Origin of the sequence: Bacillus sp. S10(2024), assembly GCF_050473865.1 — a bacterium.
Classification (GTDB): domain Bacteria; phylum Bacillota; class Bacilli; order Bacillales; family Bacillaceae_G; genus Bacillus_A.
Genome location: NZ_JBFLUR010000002.1, coordinates 1,875,728 through 1,902,296 on the forward strand (window position 1 = coordinate 1,875,728; position 26,569 = coordinate 1,902,296).

Sequence of the window (26,569 nt, forward strand, 5' to 3'; positions counted from 1 at the left end):
TACTCCTTTTTCTAAACTACGAAACTTACATTATTGAGAATTTTTTCAGTAAACTCCATTCATAATTATAAAATCGAGAGAAAGAAACGCAACAAAAACACCACAATAACTCCCGTTAATACAGCTCCAAGTAAACTCCGTGTGAAAATCGCAACAAGAAACGTCGGAATAGCCGCTACTAAATAATCTACTTTCATCGTTTCATACATAAATAACGTTTGTGCCAACAATGCTGCTAATATTGCAATCGGAATATAACCCAGCCATCTTAATCCCCATTCTGGAATTTCTACTTTACTTAATACAAGCAGTGGTATAACTCTTGGAAGCAATGTGACAATCGCAGCTCCAAGCACAACAAGTAACAAATCCCATCTCACTTCCATTTTTCAATCACCACCCCAATTGTCGCTGCTGCAAGTGTAGCAACAATAACAGCTACGCTATTTGATACAAAGAAATGGGCACTATATGCAATGATCATGGATGAAATAGCAACGCAAAGATGAACAAATATATCCGGCCGATTGCTTACAAGTTGTAAAACAAATAAGCCGATAAACATCGCTGGAATTGCATAATCCATCCCGTATGTGTGCGGATCTGGTATCCAGTCTCCTAAAATGCCGCCAATAATATTTGCAAATGCCCAGTTTATATAACCTGTCATATTTAAACCGAGCATCCACTTTTCACTTATATATTGCTTTCCTGTTACATGCTGCGCTGCAACGCCAAATGTTTCATCAGTAATTTGCGAACCGATCACTACGTTTTTCCAAACTGATACGTTTTTTAAATATGGAGCTAATGCTGCGCTCATTAAAAAATGCCTTAAATTCACAAAGAAAACTGTAAAAATAATAGTAGAAGCTGGTGCACCTGCTACAAACATTCCAGCCATAATGAATTGTGCTGAACCTGCATAAATCAGCAATGAAATCAGCGCAATTTCTGTTAATGAAAATCCTGCTGTTTTTTCAATAATACCTGATGCCACCCCGATACTTAAATAACCGAGAACTGTCGGCAAACAGTCTTTTACACCTTGCATAAACGTTTCATCTTGCGCCTGTAACACTGTTACTCGCTCCATTCCCACTCCTCCTTATCTTTATATAAGGTGAACTTAAACTGAATCATAGATTTTCACAGTCCATAATCACTTCTATGCCTGAACACACTCCTTCTGTCATCCTCTCACTTCTTTAGTAGTTATAACTATACCTACTAATATAAGAAAAGATTTCTACCGAGTCAATAATATTCTGAATTTTTAATCAATAAAATGGATTTAAAAGAAAAAAAGAAGATAATCACCTACTAAATAGAAGATTATCTTCTTTTTAATTTCTGTATATTGATATCCTGTTATTTACTCAAAACAGACGCTTTTTACTAATAGCCCTTCTTAATTTGCAGCATCGTATTTCCATTCTTTTGAAACTCATATGGGACCTGTACTTCTGCTACTTCGCATCCCTTGTTTCGTAAGTTTTCTATGAGCTCGTCTAAAAATTCATATCGTTCACCCTTTAAGTCGACACACGGGAAAATTCTAATTTCTTTTTTCACAACGCGGAGCAATTCTTTAATCGTCTCAACATGGAAGTCATAATCGAAGCGGTCACTATACATAAATAAAAAGTGTGCTGATAAGACTATATCAAATTCTTCATCTTGAAAAGGCAGGTTAGGTAACGTAGCATACACATACTTCTCTGGGTTATGTTTCATATCCGCTCTGCAAACTTGAAGTGCATTTAATCGGTGCTTCTGTAAATCTTCTACACTAGAAAAGTAATTCCATATGTAATTATCTTTTGCTTTTTTCATATGCTCCATCGTATGTATTACATCTTGTAATCCTTTTTCATATAATGCTTCCCCATCAAATTGATATACAACGTCACAAGCTGTTACATCTCCACCCTTTGCATTTGCAACTGCTGTAAATGAACAAGCACCAGCTGGACAATCTAATATTTTCTTATTTTGTATGTCCTCATCACGTAATTGGAACATATCACAGTACTCTTCAAACGTACGGCCAATAAATACAACTCTTTCAATGTCTAATTTCATTTTCTTCACTCCCTCTTCCTTATTTTAACATAAAAAAGAAATACCCTATTCAGGTATTTCTTCATCTTAATATTTCATTAGATTCTTTATCATACACTTTATCAAATGTTGTCATTACACGCTGCGATGCTTGAACCATCTTCTGGTTCGTCATTACATCAACCATCTCTTTCGCCATATCTACATTAGAATTCTCTAACATGTAGTTGCGAACAGCGGACATCCCATTTGGTAAATCAGCAATGTTCGTTCCATCTATTGTAAAGCTTTTGTCTTCATGCTTTACAAGACGTGCTTTCATGTCTCCGTCAACTGACTTCGTTTGTAGACGCGCAATATTTTGCTGTGTCGTTTCATCATAAATGGTACCCTCTTTGCTCACAGCAAGTTTTGCCCCCTCAGGAATACGAATACGCTCATTATTACTATCAAGTACATATGCACCAGATGTTGTTTGTAAATAGCGATCCGCATTTACAGTAAAATGACCATCTTTTGTCATAACCGTTTCATTATTTTTTGAAACAACAAAGAAAGAAGCCACATTATTCGTTCCATCTTCTAAAGCAAAATCAGTATCACTATTTGTAATTTGCATCGTCCCTTGTGCCAAATTCACATGAGTAGCAGCCGGTACAACCGCATAATCAACTGTTCCAACTGCAGTTCTATTTCTATTTACTTGGCGGTACGTCACATGTGTATCAAACACTTTTGATGTCATTTGATCTGCTTTAAACCCTGTTGTTGGGGCGTTAGCAATATTATTTGCATGTACATTTAAATGCTGCATGTAGTTCATCATTCCCATAGAACCAATATATAGACCGTTCATATTGTGCTGAATAAGGCTTAAACCTTACTCTTCCCTCTCTCTCTATTTATGATATGTACAACATCTTTTCAACTAAATGTTCAGCTGTTGCAATATGCAAATGTTGCGTAACATCTTGTCCATCTGTTGTAAATACAATTGGTGCAGTTGAAACAGCTGGAATCTTTAGTAGCTCACCACTACTTGCCGTTTCATCAAACTTTGTAAATATTAATCCACTAATTTGTATATCTTTGAAATTTGCAATAATCTCAACCATGTCTTTACTCTTCATTGAAGCTGATAATGTTAAGCAAATATAATCTGGCTGGGTCTGCTCCATCATTTCGATTATACTTTGAACAGATTCTTTTGTGCGATAATTTCTTCCTGCTGTATCAATTAAAATATAATCGACAGGTGCTTCCTGTTTAAAATAGGAAAGTGCTCGGGACAGTCCGTCTGCATCACGTACCGCCAAAACTTCTGCTCCAATTATTTTTACACTCTCTTGCAATTGCTGAACCGTTCCAACCCTAGAATGATCCATTGTAATAAATCCAACCGTTTTGTTTTTCTCATATAACTGCCAAGCAATCTTTGCAAGCGTCGTTGTCTTCCCAACACCTGTTGGCCCAATTAAAGCAATCGTTTGCACTTCCTTATCAAACACATTTTCTGTATGAAAATATGTTCTCATATCTTCAAGAATAAACTTTAATACTTCTTCTTCAGTTATGAAAGACGTATGCTCAAACTTCGCTCTCAATTTCTTTTCATATACTGCTAGGAAATGCCCTTCCACTTCATTTTGCTCAAGTGTACGAAGTACCTTTTTAATAATAAACGGTACTGCTGCTCTTTGTTCTTTCTTTTGCCAGGTTTCATCTGCAGTATACGTAGGTGCTTCTACCTTTTCTTCTTGTTTTGCTACGGTTTTCATCACAACAAATCCGTTATCGAACACTTGAAGCAATTTTTGTTTCTTTTGGATCCACTCTTCACTTTGAGCAAATGGCTTTGGTGTATACGGAATGTTATGCGTTTTATTCTCAAGATCATGTAAAATCGATTGTATCTTGTGCGCACGAACCATCTCTTCTGATTGTTCTTCTACTATTTCTGATTGTTCTTGCATTTCTTCATTTTTTTCAGGGAATTTCACAATCATTTCATATTGTTTTTTCCAAAAGAATGGTTTTTTTCGCTTTACTATTTCATCAATAACGTAATAATAATCATTTCCGTGCTCTTCAAAAAGCTTATGATACAATTCACTTTTAGACTCCGCTTGAATTCGCTTTATACTTTCCTTCTTTGCTGTACTTTCCACCTTTGTTCACCTCAGCCCTACTCAATATACGCAATTTGATCTACAACAACTTCAGGTGCTAATTCACTTATGCACAGTACTTTTGCTTCAAGTTGATAGCGATCAAGCAACCTTACAATACCGAATCGAAAATCTTTACGACGTGTTAATAAAACTGGATCTCTTCCCATTAAACGAGACTGTTTAAAGATATGTTGAATTTGATCAACGACGTGTGTTTCTTGTTCTAAATCCCAGTTTAATAAATAACCTTGATATGAATTGTTTACAACATCTGCATCAAGTTCTATCGAATCTGAAAACAACGCTGCATAAACTTTTCCATCATAGTTTTTCGCATGCTCACAAATTACTTTGGAAATACATTCACGTACAAAAGCCGTTACGCCATCTGCATGATTTTGATATATTTCTTTTCCATCAATAATTCCTTCCATAATCGTTGGTAAATCCCGAATCGAAATTCCCTCTTTTAACAATTGTTTCACGACATTTTGAATAAGAGATAAATCAATTTCCTTTTTCTTAATTTCTTCTAATAATACAGCGTGATCGTTTTCTAACGATTGAATTAAATCTTTCACATGCTGACGTTGCAGTAGTTCATGTACATTACGACGAATAATTACATCTAAATGCGTAATTAAAATGCTCAGCGGCTCTAATACTTGATAGCCTTTCATTTGCGCATCTTGTACGAGATGCTCTAAAATCCAGTAGCCATCTTCACCAAAAATTGGGTCTTTTGCGGGCTCAGCATCTAAATCTGCCATAACGTTTGGTGTTTTCAGTGCTAATAAATAACCCGATTTTAGAACACCTTCTGCTACCTTTGCACCTTTAATCCGAATCACATAACGTCCGCGTGGTCTAAAACTAGTATTATCTTTAAAGTTAATACCAGGAACGTTAATCCCCAAATCTGTAATAATCGATTTACGCATTAATACAACTTTATCTCGAGCCGTTTCCCCATTAATTTTTTGTTTCACGAGCGCGGCTAAATCAAGACCTAGTTCAACAATGATTGGATATTTATCCGTAAAGACACCAAATGAATCTTCCACTTTTTTAATTTGATCTTCATCATTTTGAATCATTTCTAATTCTTTTTGCAGCTCTTGATCCTTTTCTTTCTTTAAGCGCTGCTTATTGGTGTATCCTAAGAAGATAATGCCCCCACCAACAATTAGAAATGGTATAAGTGGCAGCGGTGAAAAGATACCCATCGCAATAAATAATCCACCAAGCGCATAAACAACAACGTCATGTGCCATTAACTCTTTATAAATACCTTCATTTACGGTATCAGATGATCCATCAAATACTCGTGTAACAATAATCCCTGTCGAAATAGCCAATAATAGCGAACCAATTTGGTTCACAATTCCATCGCCGATTGTTAATTTTGTGTAATGATAGGCAGCTTCTTGGAATCCCATCCCTTGCTGCATCATCCCAACAATTAATCCGAAAACAATATTAACGAATAAAATGACGATACTAAAAACAACATCACCTTTTACAAATTTCCCGGCACCATCCATTGCACCGTAAAACTCTGTTTCCATATTCAATTTCTTACGTTTCTCTTTTGCATCTGTATCTGTAATAATGCGCTGATTTAAATCCGCATCAATTGACATTTGTTTACCCGGCAAAGAATCCAGTGTAAAACGTGCCGCAACTTCTGCAGTACGAGACGCACCATTTGCGACAATAAACTGGAATATAATAAGTACTATAAAAATAACAATACCAATTAATAAATTTCCGCCAATAACAAACTGACCAAACTCTTCAATAACATGACCAGCATTTCCATCCGTTAAAATGGCCCTTGTTGTCGAAACGTTAATCGAAACGCGGAAAATCCCAATTAATAATAGTAATGTTGGGAATGACTTTAACTCATCCCACTCTTTAATACTCGTTGCTCTCATATACACGAGCACTGCCATACCAAGTAAAAAGACAATAACGACATCTAATATAAATGTTGGCAATGGAATTAAAAGTGCCACAATAAATGACACTGCTAAAAAGATAGAAAAATAAGTTCTTGCAGAATCTATCTTAAACAAACAGAATCTCCTCCAAACGCGCCCTATACTTCAATTTGTTTCGTTTGAATTAAATAGCGCATAACTTCAATAACAGCAACATATAAATCTTCCGGAATCGCTTCGTTTTCCTCAACTTGATAATATATGGAACGCGCCAATGGTCGATTTTCTACCATCGGTATATCTTGTTCACGTGCGAGCGTTCGCATATAGAGCGCTAGCTCATCTTCACCTTTTGCTACAACAATCGGTGCTGCATCGACTAGCTTATCATAACGAAGTGCTACAGAAATATGGGTCGGGTTATTCACAATAAAGGTGGCACCGTCCATCTTTTTCGCAATCGCTCCCTGTAATATGGCATGCATGAAACTTTTTCGCTTTCCTTTTACTTCAGGGTCCCCTTCGTTATCTTTATGCTCTTGTTTTACTTCTTCTTTTTTCATTTTCAAATCTTGTGAATGCTCCCACTTTTGATAAATAAAATCAATAATAGAAACAACAGCAAGGATAACTAAAATCGCTAAAAATACTGATTTAACTTGTCCTATAATTTCAACGAGTGACGCACTCCAATTAAATCCAATCATGCTCACAAGTTTCTCTAAATTCCGCTTAAAAATAACATACGCCACATAGCCAAGAAGAAGCATATAAAATAGTGACTTCAAAATATCAACGACACTTCTTCTACTAAATAATCTCGTAAAATAGTTTTTCGGATTAATACGCGATACTTTCGGCTTAATAATTTTTGCTGAAAATAAAAAACGTACTTGCACCATATAATTCAAGATATGAAACGCATAAACGAGCACAAGAATAGGTACAGATATTTTTAATAGAAGCATCCCCATTAAATAAAAGTACTCCGTTGTATCAGTCTTCTTTCCAATTTGATCAAATAGTACTGTAACCGAATTCGCGATATCATATCCGAGACGATCACCGAAAAAGTAAATAACTGTTGCTAAAACAAGCACAGAAAACAAATTATTTAAATCTTTACTCCTTGCAATATTCCCTTCTTCACGTGCTTTTTTAATCTTCTGCGGGGTGGCTTTTTCTGTTTTATTGTCTTTTGCCATAACCGTCCCTCTATTTCGTTAAGAAAAAATTAAATAGTTTCGTATATTCATCAAGTAATACGTTTGTTAAGTTTTTAAATACATACGCAAACATTGGTATACTCATCGCAATAAATAAGATACCGCACGTAATCTTTAATACATATGCATTTGCAAAAATATTAAGCTGTGGTGCATTTTTTGCGATTAAAATTAATACGAAATTTATAATAAATAAGCTACCCATAAGCGGGAGTGCAATTTCCACTGCAGACGTGAGCGTAAATAATAACGTTGCTAGTAAACTATCTAAAAAACTTTTCGTCAATAGCTGTGAAATTGCTTCTGTATATTGAAACGACTTCAAAATTGTCGCCACAAAATAATTAATTCCGCCAAGCGCAACGAAAATAATCATAAAGAAAATATCAAATATCGTTGAAATCAATGTCGATTGCGAGCCAACATTTACATCAAATAGACTCGCCTGTGATAACCCAATATCAAAATCTAAAATATTTCCTGCCATCCTTGGAATGTTCCATAAAAGCTCTACAATTTTCGAAAGCGTTAACCCAATTACAATTTGCGTTCCCGCGTAACCAACGATATCCCATATCGTCTGAACATGAGAAATATTCACTTTATCAGCTACTGTCACCGATAATCCAAGTGCAAATGTAATTTTCGCCATTGCCGGCATGGATCGTCCTGAAAAAAACGGCAAAAAATACAAAAATGAAGCAATACGACAAAATGCAAAAAATGTTGCAACCCATAAATCCATATTCATCTTCCGTCACCCTTCTTCATTATGAACGTAGTAACGTCGGAATTTTATCAAACAAATCTACAATTAACGTTGTAATTTCTTGAAACATCCAAGGTCCAAGTATAATGATTGTAAAAATAATAGCGGCCATCTTTGGTAAAAACGTCAGCGTCTGTTCTTGAATCTGCATCATTGCCATTAATACCGCCAGAATAATTACGACGATCATACTTATCCCTGCAACCGGGAGTAAAATTTCAAATCCTTTATAAAAAAACGTTTGAAAAATTTCTGTAATTGGTGATATATTCATGAAAATATGACTCCTATCACATATAATACATAGCGACTAAAGGTCGCTAAGAAACCGTTTTAAACATAATATCGACGATTTTCGTATATCCACCTATATATACAAAAACGAGAATTTTAAATGGTAAACTTAAAACCATCGGTGGTACCATCATCATACCGAGATACATAAGCAATGTACTGATAATTAAATCAATAAAAACAAACGCTAAATAAATGAACATTCCGGTTAATAACCCTTTTTGAATTTGAGTTAATGTAAAAGACGGAACGAGAGTAAATAAAGAAATATCCTTCATATCTTTTGGCAATTTTTCATTTCGAACTTTTAACATCATCTTCAAATCATGGCTATATGTATGCTTTGCCATATAAGTTTTCATAATCGGTTCTGTCTTCGCTGCTGCTTCACTTACTGTAATTTTATCTTTCGTCATCGGATCCCATACATCACTCTTCAACTGTCCAAGAACAGGCTGCATCGTAAATAATGATAAAAATAACGCTAAACCAACAAGCACTTGGTTTGGCGGTAAATTCATAACACCCAACCCTTGACGAGTAATTCCAAGAACAATCATAAAATATGTGAAGTGCGTAAACAGCAGCACAATGGAAGAAGATAATGATAAAAGCGTTACAAGTAAGAACAGCTGTACACTTGAATTATTCGTAAACTCTTTTCCATTATCGAAATGAATAAAACCATTTGGTTCTGCATACGCCGAATTTGCAAAAATAATACAAAAAACAATAGAAAATGCAAAAACAATACTAATAGAAGATATAATTTTTTTTATTTTCATAATACATCCTCTACTTTTTTCTGCTGAATTTGTTCCTCTTTCATCGCATCTTCTAGTACCTTATGAAACTGATTTCCTGACAGTTGGATCGAATGACTGCCGTTATTACTTACAATCGTAAACACTTGCTTTCCGTCTACTTCAAATAAGAAGGCACTCGTTTGATGATTCACGTACATGCCGTCTTTCACTTGAATAAAACCATTTTCTCCTTGCTTAAAAAACTGATGCTTTCTCGTCTTTTTGATCATATAGTATGCACCGTAGCCGAGAGCACCAAATAATAATAAAACTTGCAACAAGGTCGTCATATAGCTCATATGACACCTCCCCTATTCATTCTCATTTAACTCTTGCTTCATGGCAGCTAATACGACTTTTTTCTTATCTGCTTGAATTTCAGAAATAATAATGCCGAAATTTTCATCCATTACAATCGCTTCGCCAATCCCTACTTTTTCACTACTTAAATAGACATCTACTTTATGCCCTAAATTTTTCTCCACTTCCAAAATATCGCCAACCCTCAGATTTTTCACGTCACCAAGTGTCAATCTTGTTCTTCCAAGTCGTACACCAAGTTCAACAGAAATATCTGAAACGGTTTCAATGTGCGCTTTGGGTAGCTGGTTTTCATCTTTTGTACACTCTTCTAAATTTACTAGCGCAACAGATGATACCTCATACTTCATATCCTTATCCCCCTCTCTTACTCTGCAAAGTTTTTAAATAAAAATGCTTTTCGCGTACCATCTTTTCCGATAAAACAGTTAAACTTATGTTTACCATCAACATATCCACGCAGTTGATTTGTTACCTTTGTTTGCAGCGGGATAATATCTCCTTCTTCAAGCTGTTTCAAACTACCAATTGAAATCTTATGTTCGCCAATCGCTATGTGTACTGGCTTACGTACTTTTTGTATTTCTGCCTCGACTTCTGTAAAATATGTTTTTCGTTTATCAGAAGAATGTTCAACAATATTTTCTGACGTTAACTTATCCATAATTTCTTCGACTGATAAAAACGGAATTCCTAACCGCACTGTTGTATTCCAATACTCCGTCTTCATATTTACATTTAAGAGTGAAATAATATCGCTTGCAGTTGTAATTTTAAGAGCATTCGGATCTGTTTCTGTTGCCACAAGATGCGGCTGTATCTCACTTACTCCCTCAAACGCCCTCTTCAAATTATCACAAATAACAGTAAATAGATTATCAAGCGTTAAAAACTCAAATGAAGTCAGCGGCCTGCGAAGTGTAAAATCACGCTTCGAATCGCCACCAAGCCAACATTCATGAATATAGATAATAAACGCTAAATCCATTTCAACGACAATTTCACCAAGATTCGGCAAACCTAAATCAATTACACAATATAAATAATAATCTTTTGGCATCTTCTCCACATACTCAGTTGTAAATGGAACTTGCTCAACTGTTGGTGGTTCTAAATCAACCGGAAGACGCATTCGCGCCGCAAGCGACTGAGACGTCTGCTTTCCAAAGTTTATCGCAATCGTTTGTAAACTTCGTAAATGCTCTACTCCGAACTTTTCCGGTCTATTAAAATCATACTCTTGAAACTTCTCTTTCTTCTCCGCTTCTTGTGCAAAATCAGGCATTTCTGCCCCTTCATTCATCGCTCTTAACAATTCATCAATTTGATCTTGGCTTAATTTATCGCCGCTCATGAAAATCCCCTTTCCTATCCCTTCAACTCGATAATTTCAACGTACATTTTTCCGTTTTTGGTCAAAATTTTACCAATACCAATTTCTTCGTTTTCTAACATAATACGAACTGTATTTTTCGTTGAATGTTCAAGGCGATACAATGTCCCTTTCGTAATATGAAGCAAATCATCAATCTTTTTCTTTGTTTTTCCAACTTCAAAATGAATTGTTAATGGAATATCTTCATGTAATTTCATTTCTAGCAACTCCCATATCGTGTTTACAAAATTCCGTTATACTTATAAGAATTCTTTTATTTAGAAACAGCGATGTTTAATATCTTTTTAATATAGTTTTCTGTTTCTCGAAACGGCGGTACACCTCCATACTTATTCACATTTCCTGGCCCTGCATTATAAGCAGCAAGCGCCAACACAAGATCACCGTTATATTTTTTCAAATATCCGGTTAATTCTTTCACACCGCCCTCAATACTTTCAGCTGGTGAAAATGGATTTTTCACACCTTGCTCCTTCACATTCTCCGGCATAAGCTGCATTAATCCCGTTGCTCCTGCTGAAGAAACTGTATTTGGATTAAAGTCTGATTCTACTTCAATCATTTTTTGAATTAACGCTTTTGGAACTCCATATGTAGTACTAACTTTTTGAATAATATCCTCATACTTTCCTTCATTACTAGGACGTATATTTTGAATATCATACTTTTTCGTTAATCCCCACATATCTATTCCTTGGTTATTCTTATCAGAAAAACGACGCGTAAATTCCTGATTGGCCACCTGCAATGAATCGGTATTCGTTGCCTGCGCCATTTCTACTTCCTGATCATTTTCTACTTTCGAAACCTGTGCAATCTCTTTCGGTTCCTTTATTGTTTCACTTTGAAGCGCTTGTCCAAATGTACTATTTACAAATGCCTCTGGACTACTTAATTTTTGTTGCACTTGTTCTTTTCTATAAGAAAGAACTTCTTTTACTACATTTCTTATTATCATAATATCACCTTTTTAAGAAACAAAGATAACTTAATATTAGAGTTTTTTGCTTTACTTTGCAATAATCCTTTTTAAAAATAAGCCGTTTTCGTGAAGATTGTTGTTTTTTCAGCATACTAAAAGATGAAATACACTGTAATGTAAGAAGGTATATAAATATGAAGAAAGATATATATATGAAGAATTCTACCAATAACATGAAAACAAATAGCACTATTTACTCCTATATAACAAGAATTATTTTCACAAAAACGAAATAAGAGTACACCATGATTCATAAAGCATATCCATTAAACACAATGGCAAATATCCCTCTCGACAATGCCTAAGACGTAAAAAAATAAAAAAACAACTTGAATTAGTCCAAGTTGTTTTCCTTTAAAAATTGTATCATTTGTCTTTTGTGATGGTTATCATGATCTGTAAATTCCTTAACAATATATATAAGTGAATAAGGCGTTCCAGTATGAGGACAATGAGTTCCATTATTTGCAGTTAATAGCTGTGTTAACTTTTCGGTCGGCAATTTGCTAAGTTCTTTTATAAGTAGTTCCCTTTTATCTTTTGCTTCTATAAAAAATTTTGATGATGATATACCTGTTTTTGCGTAATTTGATTTTTTATTATATGTATCAAAATCCGGAAACTCCATTCCTTTATCATTTTGTACAGATGGAAGGATTTCTATTAATAGATGATGATCCCCATTCATATATATGAGCGATAATCTTAATTACCGACCATTTCTCTTCCACTATCGATTTGAACCATAATGATTCATCAATTTCTTCTAAAGTACTTAACCAGGATGAATAATAATTAAAATTACTAATGAAAATGGATTTATATAGTTATATAATCAAAAAAACTTAGAGAAAAACCTCCAAAAACCCTATAAAAACAAGTAAATCATTAAAATTATATTTTTATATATTTATTAATTCAAATTTATTGTTGACATGTCCCAAAATAAGAGTTACAATCAAGTCAGAAATTGATTGATTGATATATCGAACTTTAACGATTAACAAAAGATCAATTTAAAAAAATACAAACAAAAAAATGGGGGTTCTTTATTATGAGAATTAACACAAATGTAAACAGCATGCGTACTCAAGAGTACATGCGCCAAAACCAAGACAAAATGAATACTGCTATGAACCGTTTATCAAGCGGTAAACGTATTAACAGTGCAGCTGACGATGCAGCTGGTTTAGCAATCGCTACTCGTATGCGTTCAAAAGAAGGCGGCCTAGAAGTAGGTGCTCGTAATACACAAGATGGTATGTCTTTACTTCGTACTGCTGATTCAGCATTAGGTTCTGTTTCAAACATCTTACTTCGTATGCGTGATCTTGCAACACAATCTGCAAACGGTACAAACCAACAAAAAGACCAAGATTCTTTAGACTTAGAATTCCAAGCATTAGCTAAAGAAATTGATCATATTTCTGATAAAACAAACTTTAACGGAAATACAATTTTAGACAAAACTGGTGGCGGTAAAGACGTTGACCTACAACTTTCTGATGTATCTGGCGATACACTTACAATTTCAGCTGTCGATGCAGATTCAAAAACACTAATGGGTGGTGCTGTTGGTGATTTAAAATCTGCAGCTAATGCTAAAACTGCAATGGACGCTGTAGATACAGCTATCCAAACAGTTGCTGACGCACGTGCAACTTTCGGTTCTCAATTAAACCGTTTAGACCATAACTTAAACAACGTAACTAGCCAAGCTACAAGCATGGCAGCAGCTGCTTCTCAAATCGAAGACGCTGATATGGCGAAAGAAATGTCTGAAATGACGAAATTCAAAATCTTAAACGATGCTGGTATCAGCATGCTTTCTCAAGCAAACCAAACACCACAAATGGTAAGTAAATTATTACAATAATCCATTTGATGATATAACTAAAATACACCGCCCTGCTTGCAGTGCGGTGTATTTTTCTATATAGAAATAAACAAGTAAACGTATTAACTATGCCGCTGATGATGCAACTAAACTTGCTACTATGACTCGTATGCAAGCTAGAGAACGCTGGAATCAAAACCTATAGATTTAGCAATTTCCCTCTCCCCTTCAGTACCCTATATATATATTCTCTCCTTTGAAGAAAAGTTAGCCATAAATAACTGCACCTCCAATTGTTAGACACAGTCTAACAATTGGAGGTGCAGTTCAAATCAGATGCCTTCTCTTATTTCACCACTGACACGACCTGCCCACTTACGATCAATCATAACTTTTAATTGGCCTTCTGCTGTACCATTATATAATCCAAGTTTATATAACTCTTGCTTGCACACATTTACAAAATACGGAAGTGTCCGAATTTGTTCCACGTCGGAACTTGTAATAAAATGAATAATATTATTTGTGACTCCTTTCATATCCTTAAGGAGTTCTTCCTTTTCTACTCGTAATCGCTCTGTTTCAGCACGCAGAGCGTTAATTTGCTCTTTTAATTCATCTACACTCTGCTCTTCCTTCGTGCGCTCTGCCGCCATACTAGATAGTTTATAAATACCTTCCATAAAGTGATGTAATTCATTTTCTTGCTGATAATCTTTTGTATCTATCACTTGAAAATTATTCACGATTCCTGATAATAAGGTCACGAGATTTTTTTCTGTTTTTCCACTTGGTTCTTTCATTTTTTCTTCTTCTCGATTTTCCATATGTTTAGAAATTGATTGTTTTGTAAAATCGTTTTTTCGTTTTCGTCCTGGTTTTTGTTTCATTATATTTTCCAGTGGTATTTCTTGTTTTCGTAATTTATAGTACGTATTTTGTAATTGGCTCGGTGTTTTTGAAAAAAGTTGCAACTTGTCCTGACTTATATATTCTGAAATACTCAAAATATTCATATCGTGCTGCTGACAAAAATGATACACTTCTAGTAGCAAGTCTAATTCAGATTTTAACCATGCAATATCTGATTGTTCATATACTGCAAAACCACCTAATTTTTCTATATCGATTTGAAACATAGACATTTTATTATATAAAGCTATTAACTCTTCATAACCTACATGAAAATTCTTTTCTATTTTTCGAAATTCTGCCTCTAAATTTTCCTCTGTTTTTTGTATTAGTTTCTGCAACGATTCTAATACGGAAATTGCTATTTGATGTGCCATCTCCCTATTTTACACCTCTCATTTCTTATGAATACTCCCCTTATCATTTATAAAAATAGAAAATTTTACATGTTAATATTATAATATCCTAAATTTATATGTCAACAATTAACAAACAAAACTGTATAAAAATATAAAAATATGAAAATTCCCCCTTTTTATAAAAAGGGGGAATTTTCATATTTTTATAAAACAAGTTTATCTACAAGTCCAATTAATTCTTGAATATCTGGTTTACTTACTTGTGCATTTGCACCAACAGATTCACCTTTATGATACAGTTCATTCGTAATTAATGAAGAGAAAATAACAACTGGTAGCTTGTGCATTACTTTATGCTCTTTAATTACTTTCGTTAAATGGTGTCCATCCATTTTCGGCATTTCAATATCTGTAATTAGCAAGTGAATATGCTGGAACATCTTCTCATCTTGTTCTTCTGCTAGTTTTTCAATTTGTGCCAATGCTTCTGCACCATTGCTGAAGAAATTAATCTTCGTATATCCGGCTGTTGTTAATGTTTCTTCTAATATTTGACGAAGCATTGCAGAATCTTCAGCGATGTAAATAATTTTTTCCGCACGATCTGTTTTCTCTATTAATGCTGGAAGTTTTTGTGTGTCATAGCCAGTATTACTAATTTCACAAACGATTTTCTCATAGTCTAGTAATAAAATGATTTTCCCGTCAAGCTTAACAATTCCTGATGTTGTTTCTTCTAATCCCATCGATAAAGATGCCGGTTCATCAATTTGTTCCCATGAAATACGTTGAATGCGATGTACTTCCTCAACACGGAAAATGACTTTCATTTGGTTTAGTTCTGCAATAATAAACTTAGTTTGATCTAATGGTTTATTTGTTTTTAAGTTTAATGCTTGCGCTAAGTTAATAACTGGTAAAATCTCACCACGTACTTGTACAACACCTTCTACCGCTTGATGTGCTTCTGGAACTGTTGTAACAGGAAATGGATTTATGATTTCACGTACTTTCATAACATTTATACTAAATAAGTTATCCGCAATTGTATATGTAACGATTTCTAATTCATTTGTTCCACTTTCTAATAAAATACTCTGTGCTTGTGACATAAGTGAGTTAATCCCCTCTCCACTGGTTATATTATTGTTATACTTCGTTGAATAAAGGTAACCTTATTCATTTGTATGTGAAACGAGCGTATCAAGTAATAGTTCTTGTGCTTCTGATATTTCAGATGGTGTAACTTCCCACTTTTGTGTAAGTTCCTTTTCAACCTGTACACGAAGATGATCATCCATTTCTGCTAAAAGAAATACTTTTGTCTCTTCATCAACATCAAGTAATGCAAGTGCATATACTTCGGGAGTACGCATCGTTTGAAATAATTTTCTCACAACATTTGGTGCAACGTGCTTTATCTTTTCAATATGAATTGCTTTATCAGAAAATAAAAGCTCATATTGAATAAACGAAACATTTTGCTTTATAACTTTGAAATAACAATTATTTTTTTTGTCATTTATGAAATAGCCATTAGGATCTTCCATCACACTTTCAACTTTGCGAATTACATCTGGTAAACTATTTCCTGACATAATAGTCCGCTGCTCAATTTCACTTGGCGAAACAAACGTTACGCGGTATTTATTTTGTGCCATATTCGTTTTCTCTCCTTATTATTTCGCATTTAACGGGAAACTCATAGCCGTTAATGCGGGATAAAAGTTTCTTATCTAAGGAAGGATGTAACCCCACTAAAAAAGCGGGGTACTTTATGAAACTGCCAACAACTCTATATTATTGAACCAAAAAGCTAACTGCTGATCCGTAATACCCGACAAACCAATAAAGAATGAGCGACACTTCATCACATCAGTAAACGCTTGATACTTCCAAACGTTGTCTTTGTAAATGCCAATAAAATAAAACTCATGAATGCGGCCAATTACTACTTGTTTATCTCCAAACGTGTATGGCGGCACTTGTTTAATTTCAAATTGGTTTGGTAAATATTGATGTTCTTGTTGTTCTATATTCATTATTTGCTCTGCCAGTCCTCGTTTATCTTTAAAAAATGGCAACAGTAAAATTCTTTGTTCTCTTGTCATACTTATAGAAACCTCACTATTCATAATGAGAAGATATAGATTCTATATCTTCTTGCTTAGCGGATTAAATTTACAACTTCATTTAACACGTCATCTGCTACTTTAATTACTTTTGCATTACCCGTGAATCCTTTTTGATAAAGCATTAAGTCAACAAACTCTACTGCTAAATCAACGTTAGATCCTTCTTGTGAGCTTCCCATCACTTTGGTAGATGAACCATTAGCTCCTCCAACAGAAGGCTCCCCAGCTGAAGATGTTGCAATGTAGTTACCATTACCTGTTTTCATCAATCCATTTGCATTTGGGAACGTTGCTACTGCCAATTGTCCAGCTACTTTCATACCACCATCTGAATATTTCAGCATCACATAACCTCCATCAGCAATGAAATAATCATTTGCTACTGCTGCTGCATTTCCTGTTATGTCTTTTGCAGTTAAAGTTTTTTCCGTAGGATAATTTGTTAAACCACCAATATTTAATGTGATTGACGTACCGTCAAACGGAACGGCTACGGTTCCACCTTGTGTAATTTCACCAGTAACATTATCACGTACTACTGGAACATCTGTTTTAATCAGGTTTCCTTTATTATCAAAAGTAAGAGACTTGTTGAACGGTGCCCCATTATCCATTACTGGAGTAAATTCTTTTTCATTTTTAGAAACGTTCTTTGTTAATACTGAATAATCGTATTCACCAGGATTTGCTGATTTGTTAAACTGCACACGCATAATGATTTTATTTCCAGCATCATCAAAAACATTAAAATCTTGTACCATATCTTTTAGATTCCTGTCGATATTCCCAAGTACGGAAGCTTTATCCGTACGCACCCCTGGAATGGCCGATCCTAGTGGAATAGAGATTGGTTGTGGTGAGCCTGAAGTATCAATTTGTTCTGTTCCAGGTTTTACACCATATCCTAAAACATATTGGCCATCACCAGTAATTACTTTATAATCTCTTGATACATCAAATGTACCTTTACGTGTATATTGTACATTCCCTCCATTTATATCGCCTGCCATGAAAAATCCATTACCGTCTATTGCTGCTTGTGTTTTTACACCTGTCATCGTAATAGAACCTGTTGTAAAATCTGTTGTTGTTCCGCTTAATTTTACACCGTTACCAATACTTTTCGGATTCGTACCAGCATAAGTGTCACTACCTCTGGAACCAATCGTATTGTTATATAACAAATCATCAAAAATTGCTTTTTGTTTTTTGTAACCAACTGTTTGTGCGTTAGCAATGTTATTTGAAGTAACGCTTAATGCGTTTTGTGTTGCGTTCATCCCTGTAATACTTGTATATAATGCTTTAATCATATTGTTTGTACACTCCTTAACAATTGTTTTTTTATTTTACTTGTTTGTTGTTTCAGTAGTTGGCTGCGTTCCTTCCGATAAGTCAAGTTCTTGATCAGAAACCCTTTCGACAAAACGAAGTGACACTACTTTCGAGCCAATTACAAGTTGCACGTCATTATTTGCTCCAAGACGGACAGTATCGACCTTACCTTGTACTTCCGTCCCGTTGCCATCTACACCTCTAACATATTTACCTAAAAATTTCATACCACTATCTAATGGTGTTGTATACATTGTTTCTCGCAAAGAATCTACAGCCTTTGTCATATTTTGCACTTGTTCCATAAGAGACATTTGCGACATTTGATTCATCATTTGATTCATATCCATCGCATTCGATGGATCTTGATATTGTAAGCTTGTTAAAAAGAGCTTTAGAAAATCATCTTTTCCCATAACTCCATTCGTTTTTTGCTGGGTTGCACTTGCAATCCCATTATTCTGCATTTGCGGCGCCGAGATTTGATTTGTATTTGTTGTATTTAGTCCAATAGATGGCATTCTCTATTCCTCCAATAACCCAGCAAAGTCTTGCTCTGCTTTCTGTTCTTCCCTTACAACCACTTGTTTCGGCTTATGTGGTTGCTCTCTTTCATGTCTCTCCCGCTTTTGGTCTTTATCTGTATAAGATAGTTCAATATGGATTTCTTTATCTTTTAATTTCGTTTTTAGTTCATCAAAGATAAGTTCTACGCGTTTCTTCACATCATGTTTATCCATTTCAACATGAACTTCAATTTGATCTCCTTGCTTCTTCATATAAACCGTTAATGTACCTAGCTTTTCTGGATTTAACTGAAAGAGAACACGTTCTTGCCTCACAACAAATTTTTGCAACTCTTCAACTTGCGCTTCCATTTTCTTTCCAAGTTCAGGAAGAGATACTTTTTGTGTTTGGATATTCTCCTTCACAACTTGGTCATTTCCTGAAAAAATTTGTTTTACATCATGCTCCTTTGTTATAAGCTGAACATCTGTATCACCTAATTCAATCGGCTTCGCTTTTTCTTCTTTCTTTAGTACTGTTGTTACTTCTTGCGGTAAATCTTTCTTCGTTAAATCACAAGTTTCACTTTGAACATTTTTTGCAAATTCCATCATTTTTTCAGGAGGTGCTAATTTATCTAACGTCATTTGAATTGTTTCTTCTAAACATACAGTATTTTGGATATTTAAATCTTTCACAAACGAAACGAGCTTCTGCAATTCATTCGGTGGTAATTCGTTTAGTTTTATATTACCATATGTTTTACACAACTCTTGTAATTTCTGTATGTATTGATATAACAATTCTGGTTGCGCATGTAATTGCTGAATTGCCAGTATTTGCTCTGAAACGGCTACTAATAATTCTTCGGTTGATTTTTTCTCTTCCGCCTCTTCTTTTAAGACAGGCAACTCTTTTTTCTGAAGTTTACTTCCTTCTTGAACACATTGTTTTATTTCTGTCGGTAGTTCATTTTTTTCTGTTTGTTGTGAATCGTTCTTTTTCACTAACTTCTCATTCATTTTTTTTGAAAAAGAATTGTCCTCTTCTTTTGATTGCAACTGAAGTTGACTGTCTCTTCGTTGTGTCATCTGGATTTGCACTGGCAGGACAAATTCAATCATCTTTTTCACCTCATCTATTCATGCACATTCTTAAGTCAAGTAACATTTTTTCTTCGTGTTTTTCATGTTTTTTTAGAAGCTTCTTACAATCTTCTTGAAACATTTCATTAATTACACGCTCTTTTTCTTTTATTTTCTCCAAAAGTCTTTCATTTTTTTGAATAAACCCTTCTATCTTTTGTATTTTTCGATTCCATTCTTCGATTCTTTCAGGTGAAAATGTATGAGAAGATAGCATACCAATACGAATGCGCTCGTTTGTTTGTATCACTTTACTTCGTGACTTGAAAACATACAAATCATACGCTTTTTTTTCTTCTAAAGTTCGTTTCTGTGCCGTTAATTCGTATACCTCTTTTAAAACTTGTTCTTTCTCTTGGTTCATTTGTAGTTTTATAATGTCATACTGCTTTTCATTCACCTATTTTTTTACCCTCCTCTATTATACATTCCTTATATCCTATTATATAGTTTTTTCATAAAAAAATCTGTGAAATATTCAAAAATGTAATAATGATTTGCAATAAAATTATGCTTCCATATGTAGAGGATCTCACTGCCCAAAATAGCAAGATAAAAAAGACCTCAATATTGAGGTCTTTATTCAACATGATACATATGTTGAATTGTATCGGCAAAACGATAGCTTTCCGTTCGACCCTGTTTTAAAAACATATTAATACCTTCTATTTTATCTTTACATGTAAAAATATAAGCATTTTCTTCATTTTCTTGAATTGTCCCCAGTTTAAAATACAACTCATTTTCTTTGTATATCGATAATGTTTTTCTTAATTCATTTGCAAGCTGCCAATGTTCTGGTGTAACAATCTCTTCCATAATCCGACTTACAGAATCTAACACAGAAATCGCTGGATAATGATTTAATGTAGCTAAATCACGTGTTAACACAATATGTCCATCTAAAATTCCCCGTGCTAAGTCTGGTACTGGACCATTTAAATCGTCTCCGTCAACAAGAACTGTATAAATACCCGTAATAGAGCCTATTTTCGTTTTCCCAGAACGTTCAAGTAATTTTTTCATATAGCTTTCCATTAAAAGTGTTTTCCCGCCAATCGGCAATTCTTTCACCGCAATGTCAACACTTCTTCTTGCATCAGCAAAACGAGTCACAGAATCCATCATTAAAAGAACATTATTTCCTTGATCACGGAAATATTCTGCAATAGAAGTTGCTAGCTTTGCAGCACGAAGTTGCATAAGATGGCTTTCATCAGAAGTTGCTACAACAACAACACTTTTCTTCATGCCTTCTTCGCCTAATTCTTTTCGAATAAAGTCTTTTACTTCACGACCTCGTTCACCAACTAAACTAATGACATTAATGTCAGCTTTCGCATTTTTCGCAATCATACCAAGCAGTGTTGATTTTCCGACACCTGAACCTGCAAAAATACCAATTTTTTGGCCAATTCCAATCGTCAGCATTCCATCAATCGATTTAATTCCTGTCTCAAACACTTCTGTAATTTCTTCACGTTCAAACGCATGAATTGGCGGTGCATCCAGCTTTATTTTTTGTAATGGCACAGTTACTTCTCGTTCGTTTATGATTTCGCCATTTGCGCTTAACACTTTTCCAAGTAAATGCTTTCCACGCGGTACAACAACGTCTTCACTAATGAGCGTAACGGCATCACCATAACATACTTTTTCTGTTTGTTCGAATGGCAACAACATATTGTTTTCTTTTTCAATCGCAATCACTTCGCATAAGACGTTATGTTCCCCAACGTGACAAACATCACCAATTTTTGCTTTCGGTCCTTTTGAAACAAAAAATTGTTCTTGTACACTATGTACTTTCCCTTTTTGAATATAGAACGGCACTTCAATAAACTCATTCCATCTTTCATGTTCTGTTACAAGACGCTCTTTCATACTTTCTGTCCCTCAAATAATTGCTTTTCTTCCCATTGCTGGCGTAGTTTTTCAAAAATTGGACTGAACTTAAATTCGAAAAACTCTTTTTCCTCTTCTAAAATAAACTCACCAAACTGTAGAGAAAAGTCATATTTCCACTCAACAAGTTCAAGAAGCCAGTATTCTTTTGCTGTCACCTTTTCCTGTTCAATTTGTTCAAATGTTTCCGGATGAACCGTTATAATAAGTTTTTCAAACGATGTTGGTAATGTTTGAACGATTCCTTTTAAAATTGGTAATAGTTCCATTTGCCGCATATCGATCGCTTGATTGACAATTTTTTGTGCAAGCTGCAGTGATTGATCCCAAAGCAATTCTGACCATTCAACGGCCATTTCCTTCTGCTCTTCAAGCAATACCTTGCGATCGGCTTCCAATTGTTTTCGATGCTCTTCTTGTAATAAGCTAAACTGTTCTCGCTCTTGCTGAAGTCTTATTTTCTCTTTTTCTAGCTCTTTTTCCATATGTTGAACCTTAAGCATTTGTAATTGTAATTGTTCCTGTTGTGCAAGCAATTCTTCCTTAGCCGCGCTTATTTTTGTTACTTCTTCCATATTTTCTTCTGACAATATGATTTCTTCTGGAAATTGTAACTCATACGTTTCATGTGAAAAAGAAACAGAATTCTTAGGAATTCTGTTTTTAAATAAGGACATCTTCTTCACCTCTTTGAACAACGATTCGTCCTTCTTTTTCTAGCTTTTTCACCGTACTTGTAATCGTTTGCTGTGCTTTTTCAGCATCTGTCACTTTTAATGGACCAATGCCATCTAGCTCTTCTAAAATCATATCTTTACGGTTACTAGACATACAAGTAAAGAATTTCTCTTTAATTTCTTCTTTTGCAATTTTCAATGCTTTTGCAATGAGTCCATTATCAGTAATTTCTTCTAGTACGCGGCGCATTGCTATATCATCAAGACGCAGTAAGTCTTCGAAGACAAACATGTTTTCTTTAATCTTTTCAGATAGTTCATAATCAATATCATCTAACTTTTCAAACACTGCTTTCTCTACACCACGAGAAACATTGTTTAAAATATTTACAATTGTTTTTAATCCATCTGTTTTGTTAATCGCACTAAACGCCATCATGTTTAATTTCGATTTTAATAAATCACCAATTTGTGCAATTAAGTCACTATCAACTTGTTCAAGCTTTGCAATTCCCATAACCGTTTCCACTCTTTTATAATCTGGCAATCTTTCAATTAATCTTGAAGCAAGCTGCGGTTTTATATACGACGCAATAATTGCAATTGTCTGTGGTGACTCATCATTTAACACTGTCAATAATGGCTCTAAATCCGTCAGTGAGTTGAGAAACTCAAATGGATTATCTTTATTGTACCATAAGTCTTCTAATAGCTTCTCCAACTCTTCTTCCCGCATATTTTTGAAAATACGACGAATATATTCTTTATCCGGCGTAACTAAATTCAATTCTTTCACGTTTAATTCATATAAAAATTCTCCTAATACGTTTTCTAACGTTTCAGGATTATACATACGAAACTTTGCAATTTCTCGAAGCAGTACCTCTTTTTCCTCTTCATTCATATATTCAATAATTTTTGTTGCCACATCTTCTTCTAACATACGAACTAGTATGGCGGCTTTTTCTTTTGAAGAGATTCCTTCTATCATAACTTATGTCCCTCACTGTCCGTTTAACCATTTTTTAATAACTTTTGCAGTACCTTCAGTATGTTCTCTTGTCACTTGTTGTACTTCTTGATCTAAAGATGTTCCTTTCGATTCTGGTTCTTCTATCTCTTGATCAAACAACACATCCTCTTCAACTGTCGCAGCTTCTTCGCTTATTTCCGGATCAAATTCTGGAATAAACTGTTCTTCCTGTTTTTTCTTGCGCTTCGCTAAGAAATACCATAAAACACCGCCTACTAATAATAGGCCAACTGCAACGCCTCCAATGATCCACCAATTGAAGCTACTTTCTGGTTCAGGTTTTGCTTCTGTTTTCTTCGGTTCATCAAATTGTACAGTTACGATATTAACTTGGCCATTTGCAAAGTTTCCATTTTGATCCGCCTGCAGTCCTGCCGCTGTGCCAATTGCTTGTTTAAAAGCATTAATATCAATGTTTCGCTGTGTTAATGTTTTGTTATCTACCCAAACTACGATATTCGTTTTTGTTAATTCTGGGTGTTTCTTAACTGTTTCAACCGTTTTATCAATTTCATAGTTTTCAATTTTATTTCCACTATTTTGATCATACACAACTTTTCCATTTTGCGGATTCGTCGTTCCGTAATTTGGAACTTGACCATTTGCTGTAATTCCTGCACTTTGTTGTGCTGCGCCTTCTTGTGCTGTTGATTTCTCTTGTTGATCTTGTTTACTGCGAAGTACACCTTTATCTCCGTATTTTTCAGATTGTCTTGTGACTTCGTCATAGTTTACAGCTACTTTTGCATTGACTTTAAATTCATCTAACTTAAACATAGACGTTAATGTTGAATCAATGTCTTGCTTTAATCTATCTTCAATTTTTTGTTGTAATTCTAGTTCTTTTTCATAAGAAGATGAACCCATATTTTTTGATTCACTTGCACCTTTTGATATAATGCCTTTTTGGCTATCAATCACGCTCACTTCTTCCGCTTTCACACCTGGAACAGCAGCGCTAATCATAGATTGAATGCCCATAATTTGGTCTTCTGTTAATGTTTGTCCTCTTTTCACACCAATTGTCACAGCTGCTGTCCCTTTTTCCTTCGCTTCATCAAAAATTGTTTCTTTTTCTGGCAAAGTAATTTGGACATTAGCACTTTCAATTGTCGCAAAGTTCCTTACAATATCCTGCTCTAATTGCTTCTTTGTTCCAACAAGCTGCTTCATCTTTTTGTCTTGCTCACTAGAACCTAGAGAACTTTCAAGCAAAATATCTTCCCCGCTTTTTGAGTTGAACGGTAAACCCATTCCTGTCATTTCTTTTCGAATCATTGTGGCATCTTTCTTTAAAACACCAATCGATCCGTCTTGATTTAGCTTATAGTCAACTCCTAGCTTTGATAATTCAACAGTAATGTCCTGTTTATCTTTATCGCTTAAATTTTGATAAACAACAACATACTTATCAGGCAAAGTGTAATATAGCAATCCAGCTGTAACAATGGCCAAAAGAGCGGCTCCAATCACCATCTTATGCCACATTTTTAACGACTGGAAAAGGCTTTTTATTTTTTCCATTTCACACACATCCGTCCATATCTCTAAATTTGCATACTCATAAGCTGTTTATAATTTTCAATAAGATTATCTCGAACAACAGCTGCTGTTTTCATTTGTGATTCTGCCTTTTTTTGTTGAATAAGCACTTCATGTGTATCCCCTACACCTTTTGTAAGTAAATCGTATACTGCCGTTTGGGCATTATTTTGTGTTTGATTCATTTCTTCCAATAAATTAATAAACTTTTTCCCCTCCACTGGTGTAGAAGAATTTTTCGGTGCTGCCAGCGATTGAATCCCGCTAAATGGCTGCGTATTAACAAGTGGCTGAATTTTCATATTCCCGCTTCCTTTCTGTCTCTTAACCTTTTCCGATTTCTAAATCTTTATCAAGCATTTTTTTATTCGCATTAAGTACACTTGTATTTGCTTCATACATTTTTTGTGCAACCATTACGTTTGTCATTTCGGCTGTCAAATCAATATTGGGATAGCGTACATACCCCTCTGCATTTGCCTGTGGATGCGAAGGATCATAAACAAGGTTCTCATTTGGATCCGTCTCAATAGAAGATATTTTCACCCCTGTATCCGGTTCTTTTTGCAGCATACTTGCAAAACTATTATTTTGTTCTAACACAACACTGCGACGATGATACGGGCCTCCATTAGGTCCATTCGTCGTATTTGCGTTCACGATGTTATCAGAAGTAACTTCCATCCATTTCTTTGCTGCTGTCAATCCAGATCCACTAGCATTAATTGCCTGAAACATGTATTTCCCCTCTTTCTTTAACGTCCTCTAGCTGCTTGATTAATTGCATATTCCGTATTAATCGCATTAATAGATATGCCATATAGCTGATTCGTTTTCACAAGATCAATCATTTCTTTCGTCATATCAACACTATTTCCATCTTCTTTATCAGATAAAGTATTTGTTCTAATTTTTGCATATGTATTCGATTCATTTGCTAGCGGTAAGTGCATTGGATTCGTTTGATACATTTGGCTATTTGTTTGCAAATCTAGTTCATTTTTTTTATACAATTCATTACTACCTGTAAGCTGCTCAGAAAAATCAACTTCTTGCGCTTTAAATCCAGGCGTATTCGCATTTGAAATATTATTTGAAACGGCATTTCGCTTTGTCACTAAATAATTCATATAATGACCCACACTACTAATAAAATCTGGCATACTTCCACCCTCTTCCATCGATTCATTTTTATATTTAGATTTAA

The 26,569-nt window shown here is 34.7% G+C and carries 30 protein-coding genes and 2 pseudogenes; 1 reads left to right on the plus strand and 31 read right to left on the minus strand.

Translation table 11 applies throughout. The features are described from left to right. Positions 1–65: 65 nt before the first annotated feature. The 16 genes and pseudogenes from AB1280_RS09580 to AB1280_RS09655 all read right to left on the minus strand — a co-directional run bounded on the left by AB1280_RS09580 (position 66) and on the right by AB1280_RS09655 (position 12,790). Entirely contained in the window at positions 66–386 is a 321-nt protein-coding gene (locus AB1280_RS09580; protein WP_429755694.1) for an AzlD domain-containing protein, read from the minus strand. Further along, positions 377–1,096 (minus strand): AzlC family ABC transporter permease, encoded by a 720-nt coding sequence (locus tag AB1280_RS09585; RefSeq protein ID WP_429755695.1) that lies wholly within the window; start codon positions 1,094–1,096, stop codon positions 377–379. Before AB1280_RS09585 ends, AB1280_RS09580 begins: the two co-directional genes overlap by 10 nt. A gap of 302 nt (positions 1,097–1,398) precedes the next feature. Then, positions 1,399–2,085: a class I SAM-dependent methyltransferase gene (locus tag AB1280_RS09590; RefSeq protein ID WP_429755696.1), complete on the minus strand. Its 687-nt coding sequence runs from the start codon at positions 2,083–2,085 to the stop codon at positions 1,399–1,401. Positions 2,086–2,146: 61 nt separating this feature from the next. Then, positions 2,147–2,920, minus strand: a complete 774-nt coding sequence (locus tag AB1280_RS09595; protein WP_429755697.1) for a flagellar hook-basal body complex protein — start codon at positions 2,918–2,920, stop codon at positions 2,147–2,149. 46 nt (positions 2,921–2,966) lie between these two features. Next, complete coding sequence (gene flhF / locus AB1280_RS09600; protein WP_429755698.1) at positions 2,967–4,232, minus strand: flagellar biosynthesis protein FlhF; 1,266 nt, start codon at positions 4,230–4,232, stop codon at positions 2,967–2,969. Positions 4,233–4,249: 17 nt separating this feature from the next. After that, complete coding sequence (locus AB1280_RS09605; RefSeq protein WP_272189339.1) at positions 4,250–6,316, minus strand: flagellar biosynthesis protein FlhA; 2,067 nt, start codon at positions 6,314–6,316, stop codon at positions 4,250–4,252. Between the two features lie 23 nt (positions 6,317–6,339). Then, entirely contained in the window at positions 6,340–7,386 is a 1,047-nt protein-coding gene (gene flhB / locus AB1280_RS09610) for a flagellar type III secretion system protein FlhB (RefSeq protein WP_429755699.1), read from the minus strand. A gap of 10 nt (positions 7,387–7,396) precedes the next feature. Beyond that, positions 7,397–8,158: a flagellar biosynthetic protein FliR gene (locus AB1280_RS09615; RefSeq protein ID WP_429755700.1), complete on the minus strand. Its 762-nt coding sequence runs from the start codon at positions 8,156–8,158 to the stop codon at positions 7,397–7,399. 19 nt (positions 8,159–8,177) lie between these two features. Then, complete coding sequence (locus AB1280_RS09620) at positions 8,178–8,450, minus strand: flagellar biosynthetic protein FliQ (RefSeq protein WP_272189336.1); 273 nt, start codon at positions 8,448–8,450, stop codon at positions 8,178–8,180. A 46-nt stretch (positions 8,451–8,496) separates the two neighbouring features. Then, positions 8,497–9,255 (minus strand): flagellar biosynthesis protein flip, encoded by a 759-nt coding sequence (locus tag AB1280_RS09625; protein ID WP_429755701.1) that lies wholly within the window; start codon positions 9,253–9,255, stop codon positions 8,497–8,499. After that, on the minus strand, positions 9,252–9,575 hold the full coding sequence (locus AB1280_RS09630) for a flagellar motor switch protein FliN (protein WP_272189333.1): 324 nt from the start codon (positions 9,573–9,575) through the stop codon (positions 9,252–9,254). Before AB1280_RS09630 ends, AB1280_RS09625 begins: the two co-directional genes overlap by 4 nt. A gap of 12 nt (positions 9,576–9,587) precedes the next feature. Continuing rightward, entirely contained in the window at positions 9,588–9,947 is a 360-nt protein-coding gene (locus AB1280_RS09635) for a FliM/FliN family flagellar motor switch protein (RefSeq protein WP_272189331.1), read from the minus strand. Positions 9,948–9,964: 17 nt separating this feature from the next. After that, a complete protein-coding gene (gene fliM / locus AB1280_RS09640; protein WP_429755702.1) occupies positions 9,965–10,951 on the minus strand; it encodes a flagellar motor switch protein FliM in 987 nt (328 codons plus the stop codon). A 14-nt stretch (positions 10,952–10,965) separates the two neighbouring features. After that, positions 10,966–11,190 carry a flagellar motor switch protein FliN gene (locus AB1280_RS09645; RefSeq protein ID WP_272189329.1) on the minus strand — a complete coding sequence of 75 codons (225 nt, stop codon included), beginning with the start codon at positions 11,188–11,190 and terminating at the stop codon, positions 10,966–10,968. A 56-nt stretch (positions 11,191–11,246) separates the two neighbouring features. Beyond that, complete coding sequence (locus AB1280_RS09650) at positions 11,247–11,951, minus strand: lytic transglycosylase domain-containing protein (RefSeq protein ID WP_429755703.1); 705 nt, start codon at positions 11,949–11,951, stop codon at positions 11,247–11,249. A gap of 358 nt (positions 11,952–12,309) precedes the next feature. Beyond that, a pseudogene (locus AB1280_RS09655) lies at positions 12,310–12,790 on the minus strand (DinB family protein). 239 nt (positions 12,791–13,029) lie between these two features. Here AB1280_RS09655 and AB1280_RS09660 point away from each other — a divergent pair. Continuing rightward, positions 13,030–13,851: a flagellin gene (locus AB1280_RS09660; RefSeq protein WP_272189327.1), complete on the plus strand. Its 822-nt coding sequence runs from the start codon at positions 13,030–13,032 to the stop codon at positions 13,849–13,851. A 307-nt stretch (positions 13,852–14,158) separates the two neighbouring features. Here the strand turns inward: AB1280_RS09660 and AB1280_RS09665 are convergent. From AB1280_RS09665 to flgB, 15 genes and pseudogenes are all read right to left on the minus strand, one after another. Beyond that, positions 14,159–15,101: pseudogene (locus AB1280_RS09665) on the minus strand (DNA-binding domain-containing protein). Between the two features lie 185 nt (positions 15,102–15,286). Then, positions 15,287–16,195: a chemotaxis protein gene (locus AB1280_RS09670; protein WP_272189325.1), complete on the minus strand. Its 909-nt coding sequence runs from the start codon at positions 16,193–16,195 to the stop codon at positions 15,287–15,289. 63 nt (positions 16,196–16,258) lie between these two features. Further along, entirely contained in the window at positions 16,259–16,744 is a 486-nt protein-coding gene (locus AB1280_RS09675; protein WP_429755704.1) for a FliG C-terminal domain-containing protein, read from the minus strand. A gap of 114 nt (positions 16,745–16,858) precedes the next feature. Further along, entirely contained in the window at positions 16,859–17,194 is a 336-nt protein-coding gene (locus tag AB1280_RS09680; protein ID WP_429755705.1) for a DUF3964 family protein, read from the minus strand. Between the two features lie 56 nt (positions 17,195–17,250). Then, a complete protein-coding gene (flgE, locus tag AB1280_RS09685) occupies positions 17,251–18,531 on the minus strand; it encodes a flagellar hook protein FlgE (protein WP_272189322.1) in 1,281 nt (426 codons plus the stop codon). A gap of 36 nt (positions 18,532–18,567) precedes the next feature. Next, positions 18,568–19,074, minus strand: coding sequence for a flagellar hook capping FlgD N-terminal domain-containing protein (locus AB1280_RS09690; protein WP_429755706.1), 507 nt, complete (start codon positions 19,072–19,074; stop codon positions 18,568–18,570). Positions 19,075–19,077: 3 nt separating this feature from the next. After that, positions 19,078–20,184: a flagellar hook-length control protein FliK gene (locus tag AB1280_RS09695; protein WP_429755707.1), complete on the minus strand. Its 1,107-nt coding sequence runs from the start codon at positions 20,182–20,184 to the stop codon at positions 19,078–19,080. A gap of 10 nt (positions 20,185–20,194) precedes the next feature. Continuing rightward, the gene (locus AB1280_RS09700) at positions 20,195–20,605 is read right to left on the minus strand and encodes a cytoplasmic protein (RefSeq protein WP_272189319.1); all 411 of its coding nucleotides are present in this window, start codon (positions 20,603–20,605) and stop codon (positions 20,195–20,197) included. A 179-nt stretch (positions 20,606–20,784) separates the two neighbouring features. Continuing rightward, positions 20,785–22,089 (minus strand): flagellar protein export ATPase FliI, encoded by a 1,305-nt coding sequence (locus AB1280_RS09705; RefSeq protein ID WP_272189318.1) that lies wholly within the window; start codon positions 22,087–22,089, stop codon positions 20,785–20,787. Continuing rightward, a complete protein-coding gene (locus tag AB1280_RS09710; RefSeq protein ID WP_429755708.1) occupies positions 22,086–22,787 on the minus strand; it encodes a FliH/SctL family protein in 702 nt (233 codons plus the stop codon). The genes AB1280_RS09705 and AB1280_RS09710 overlap by 4 nt, the downstream gene beginning before the upstream one ends. Beyond that, positions 22,774–23,778 carry a flagellar motor switch protein FliG gene (locus tag AB1280_RS09715; RefSeq protein ID WP_272189316.1) on the minus strand — a complete coding sequence of 335 codons (1,005 nt, stop codon included), beginning with the start codon at positions 23,776–23,778 and terminating at the stop codon, positions 22,774–22,776. Before AB1280_RS09715 ends, AB1280_RS09710 begins: the two co-directional genes overlap by 14 nt. A 12-nt stretch (positions 23,779–23,790) precedes the next feature. Then, positions 23,791–25,344: a flagellar basal-body MS-ring/collar protein FliF gene (fliF, locus tag AB1280_RS09720; RefSeq protein ID WP_429755709.1), complete on the minus strand. Its 1,554-nt coding sequence runs from the start codon at positions 25,342–25,344 to the stop codon at positions 23,791–23,793. A 23-nt stretch (positions 25,345–25,367) separates the two neighbouring features. Next, the gene (gene fliE, locus AB1280_RS09725; RefSeq protein ID WP_272189314.1) at positions 25,368–25,664 is read right to left on the minus strand and encodes a flagellar hook-basal body complex protein FliE; all 297 of its coding nucleotides are present in this window, start codon (positions 25,662–25,664) and stop codon (positions 25,368–25,370) included. Positions 25,665–25,686: 22 nt separating this feature from the next. Beyond that, positions 25,687–26,100 carry a flagellar basal body rod protein FlgC gene (flgC, locus tag AB1280_RS09730; RefSeq protein ID WP_429755710.1) on the minus strand — a complete coding sequence of 138 codons (414 nt, stop codon included), beginning with the start codon at positions 26,098–26,100 and terminating at the stop codon, positions 25,687–25,689. A gap of 17 nt (positions 26,101–26,117) precedes the next feature. Continuing rightward, positions 26,118–26,525, minus strand: coding sequence for a flagellar basal body rod protein FlgB (gene flgB, locus AB1280_RS09735; RefSeq protein ID WP_272189312.1), 408 nt, complete (start codon positions 26,523–26,525; stop codon positions 26,118–26,120). Positions 26,526–26,569: the final 44 nt, after the last annotated feature.

Excerpts from the sequence above, each read along its gene's own strand:
- AB1280_RS09580 (WP_429755694.1), bottom strand. The coding sequence starts at position 386 with ATGGAAGTGAGATGGGATTTGTTACTTGTTGTGCTTGGAGCTGCGATT.
- AB1280_RS09585 (WP_429755695.1), bottom strand. The coding sequence starts at position 1,096 with ATGGAGCGAGTAACAGTGTTACAGGCGCAAGATGAAACGTTTATGCAA.
- AB1280_RS09590 (WP_429755696.1), bottom strand. The coding sequence starts at position 2,085 with ATGAAATTAGACATTGAAAGAGTTGTATTTATTGGCCGTACGTTTGAA.
- AB1280_RS09595 (WP_429755697.1), bottom strand. The coding sequence starts at position 2,920 with ATGAACGGTCTATATATTGGTTCTATGGGAATGATGAACTACATGCAG.
- flhB (WP_429755699.1), bottom strand. The coding sequence starts at position 7,386 with ATGGCAAAAGACAATAAAACAGAAAAAGCCACCCCGCAGAAGATTAAA.
- AB1280_RS09615 (WP_429755700.1), bottom strand. The coding sequence starts at position 8,158 with ATGAATATGGATTTATGGGTTGCAACATTTTTTGCATTTTGTCGTATT.
- AB1280_RS09620 (WP_272189336.1), bottom strand. The coding sequence starts at position 8,450 with ATGAATATATCACCAATTACAGAAATTTTTCAAACGTTTTTTTATAAA.
- AB1280_RS09625 (WP_429755701.1), bottom strand. The coding sequence starts at position 9,255 with ATGAAAATAAAAAAAATTATATCTTCTATTAGTATTGTTTTTGCATTT.
- AB1280_RS09630 (WP_272189333.1), bottom strand. The coding sequence starts at position 9,575 with ATGAGCTATATGACGACCTTGTTGCAAGTTTTATTATTATTTGGTGCT.
- AB1280_RS09635 (WP_272189331.1), bottom strand. The coding sequence starts at position 9,947 with ATGAAGTATGAGGTATCATCTGTTGCGCTAGTAAATTTAGAAGAGTGT.
- fliM (WP_429755702.1), bottom strand. The coding sequence starts at position 10,951 with ATGAGCGGCGATAAATTAAGCCAAGATCAAATTGATGAATTGTTAAGA.
- AB1280_RS09645 (WP_272189329.1), bottom strand. The coding sequence starts at position 11,190 with ATGAAATTACATGAAGATATTCCATTAACAATTCATTTTGAAGTTGGA.
- AB1280_RS09650 (WP_429755703.1), bottom strand. The coding sequence starts at position 11,951 with ATGATAATAAGAAATGTAGTAAAAGAAGTTCTTTCTTATAGAAAAGAA.
- AB1280_RS09660 (WP_272189327.1), top strand. The coding sequence starts at position 13,030 with ATGAGAATTAACACAAATGTAAACAGCATGCGTACTCAAGAGTACATG.
- AB1280_RS09670 (WP_272189325.1), bottom strand. The coding sequence starts at position 16,195 with ATGTCACAAGCACAGAGTATTTTATTAGAAAGTGGAACAAATGAATTA.
- AB1280_RS09675 (WP_429755704.1), bottom strand. The coding sequence starts at position 16,744 with ATGGCACAAAATAAATACCGCGTAACGTTTGTTTCGCCAAGTGAAATT.
- AB1280_RS09680 (WP_429755705.1), bottom strand. The coding sequence starts at position 17,194 with ATGACAAGAGAACAAAGAATTTTACTGTTGCCATTTTTTAAAGATAAA.
- flgE (WP_272189322.1), bottom strand. The coding sequence starts at position 18,531 with ATGATTAAAGCATTATATACAAGTATTACAGGGATGAACGCAACACAA.
- AB1280_RS09690 (WP_429755706.1), bottom strand. The coding sequence starts at position 19,074 with ATGCCATCTATTGGACTAAATACAACAAATACAAATCAAATCTCGGCG.
- AB1280_RS09695 (WP_429755707.1), bottom strand. The coding sequence starts at position 20,184 with ATGATTGAATTTGTCCTGCCAGTGCAAATCCAGATGACACAACGAAGA.
- AB1280_RS09705 (WP_272189318.1), bottom strand. The coding sequence starts at position 22,089 with ATGAAAGAGCGTCTTGTAACAGAACATGAAAGATGGAATGAGTTTATT.
- AB1280_RS09710 (WP_429755708.1), bottom strand. The coding sequence starts at position 22,787 with ATGTCCTTATTTAAAAACAGAATTCCTAAGAATTCTGTTTCTTTTTCA.
- AB1280_RS09715 (WP_272189316.1), bottom strand. The coding sequence starts at position 23,778 with ATGATAGAAGGAATCTCTTCAAAAGAAAAAGCCGCCATACTAGTTCGT.
- fliF (WP_429755709.1), bottom strand. The coding sequence starts at position 25,344 with ATGGAAAAAATAAAAAGCCTTTTCCAGTCGTTAAAAATGTGGCATAAG.
- fliE (WP_272189314.1), bottom strand. The coding sequence starts at position 25,664 with ATGAAAATTCAGCCACTTGTTAATACGCAGCCATTTAGCGGGATTCAA.
- flgC (WP_429755710.1), bottom strand. The coding sequence starts at position 26,100 with ATGTTTCAGGCAATTAATGCTAGTGGATCTGGATTGACAGCAGCAAAG.
- flgB (WP_272189312.1), bottom strand. The coding sequence starts at position 26,525 with ATGCCAGATTTTATTAGTAGTGTGGGTCATTATATGAATTATTTAGTG.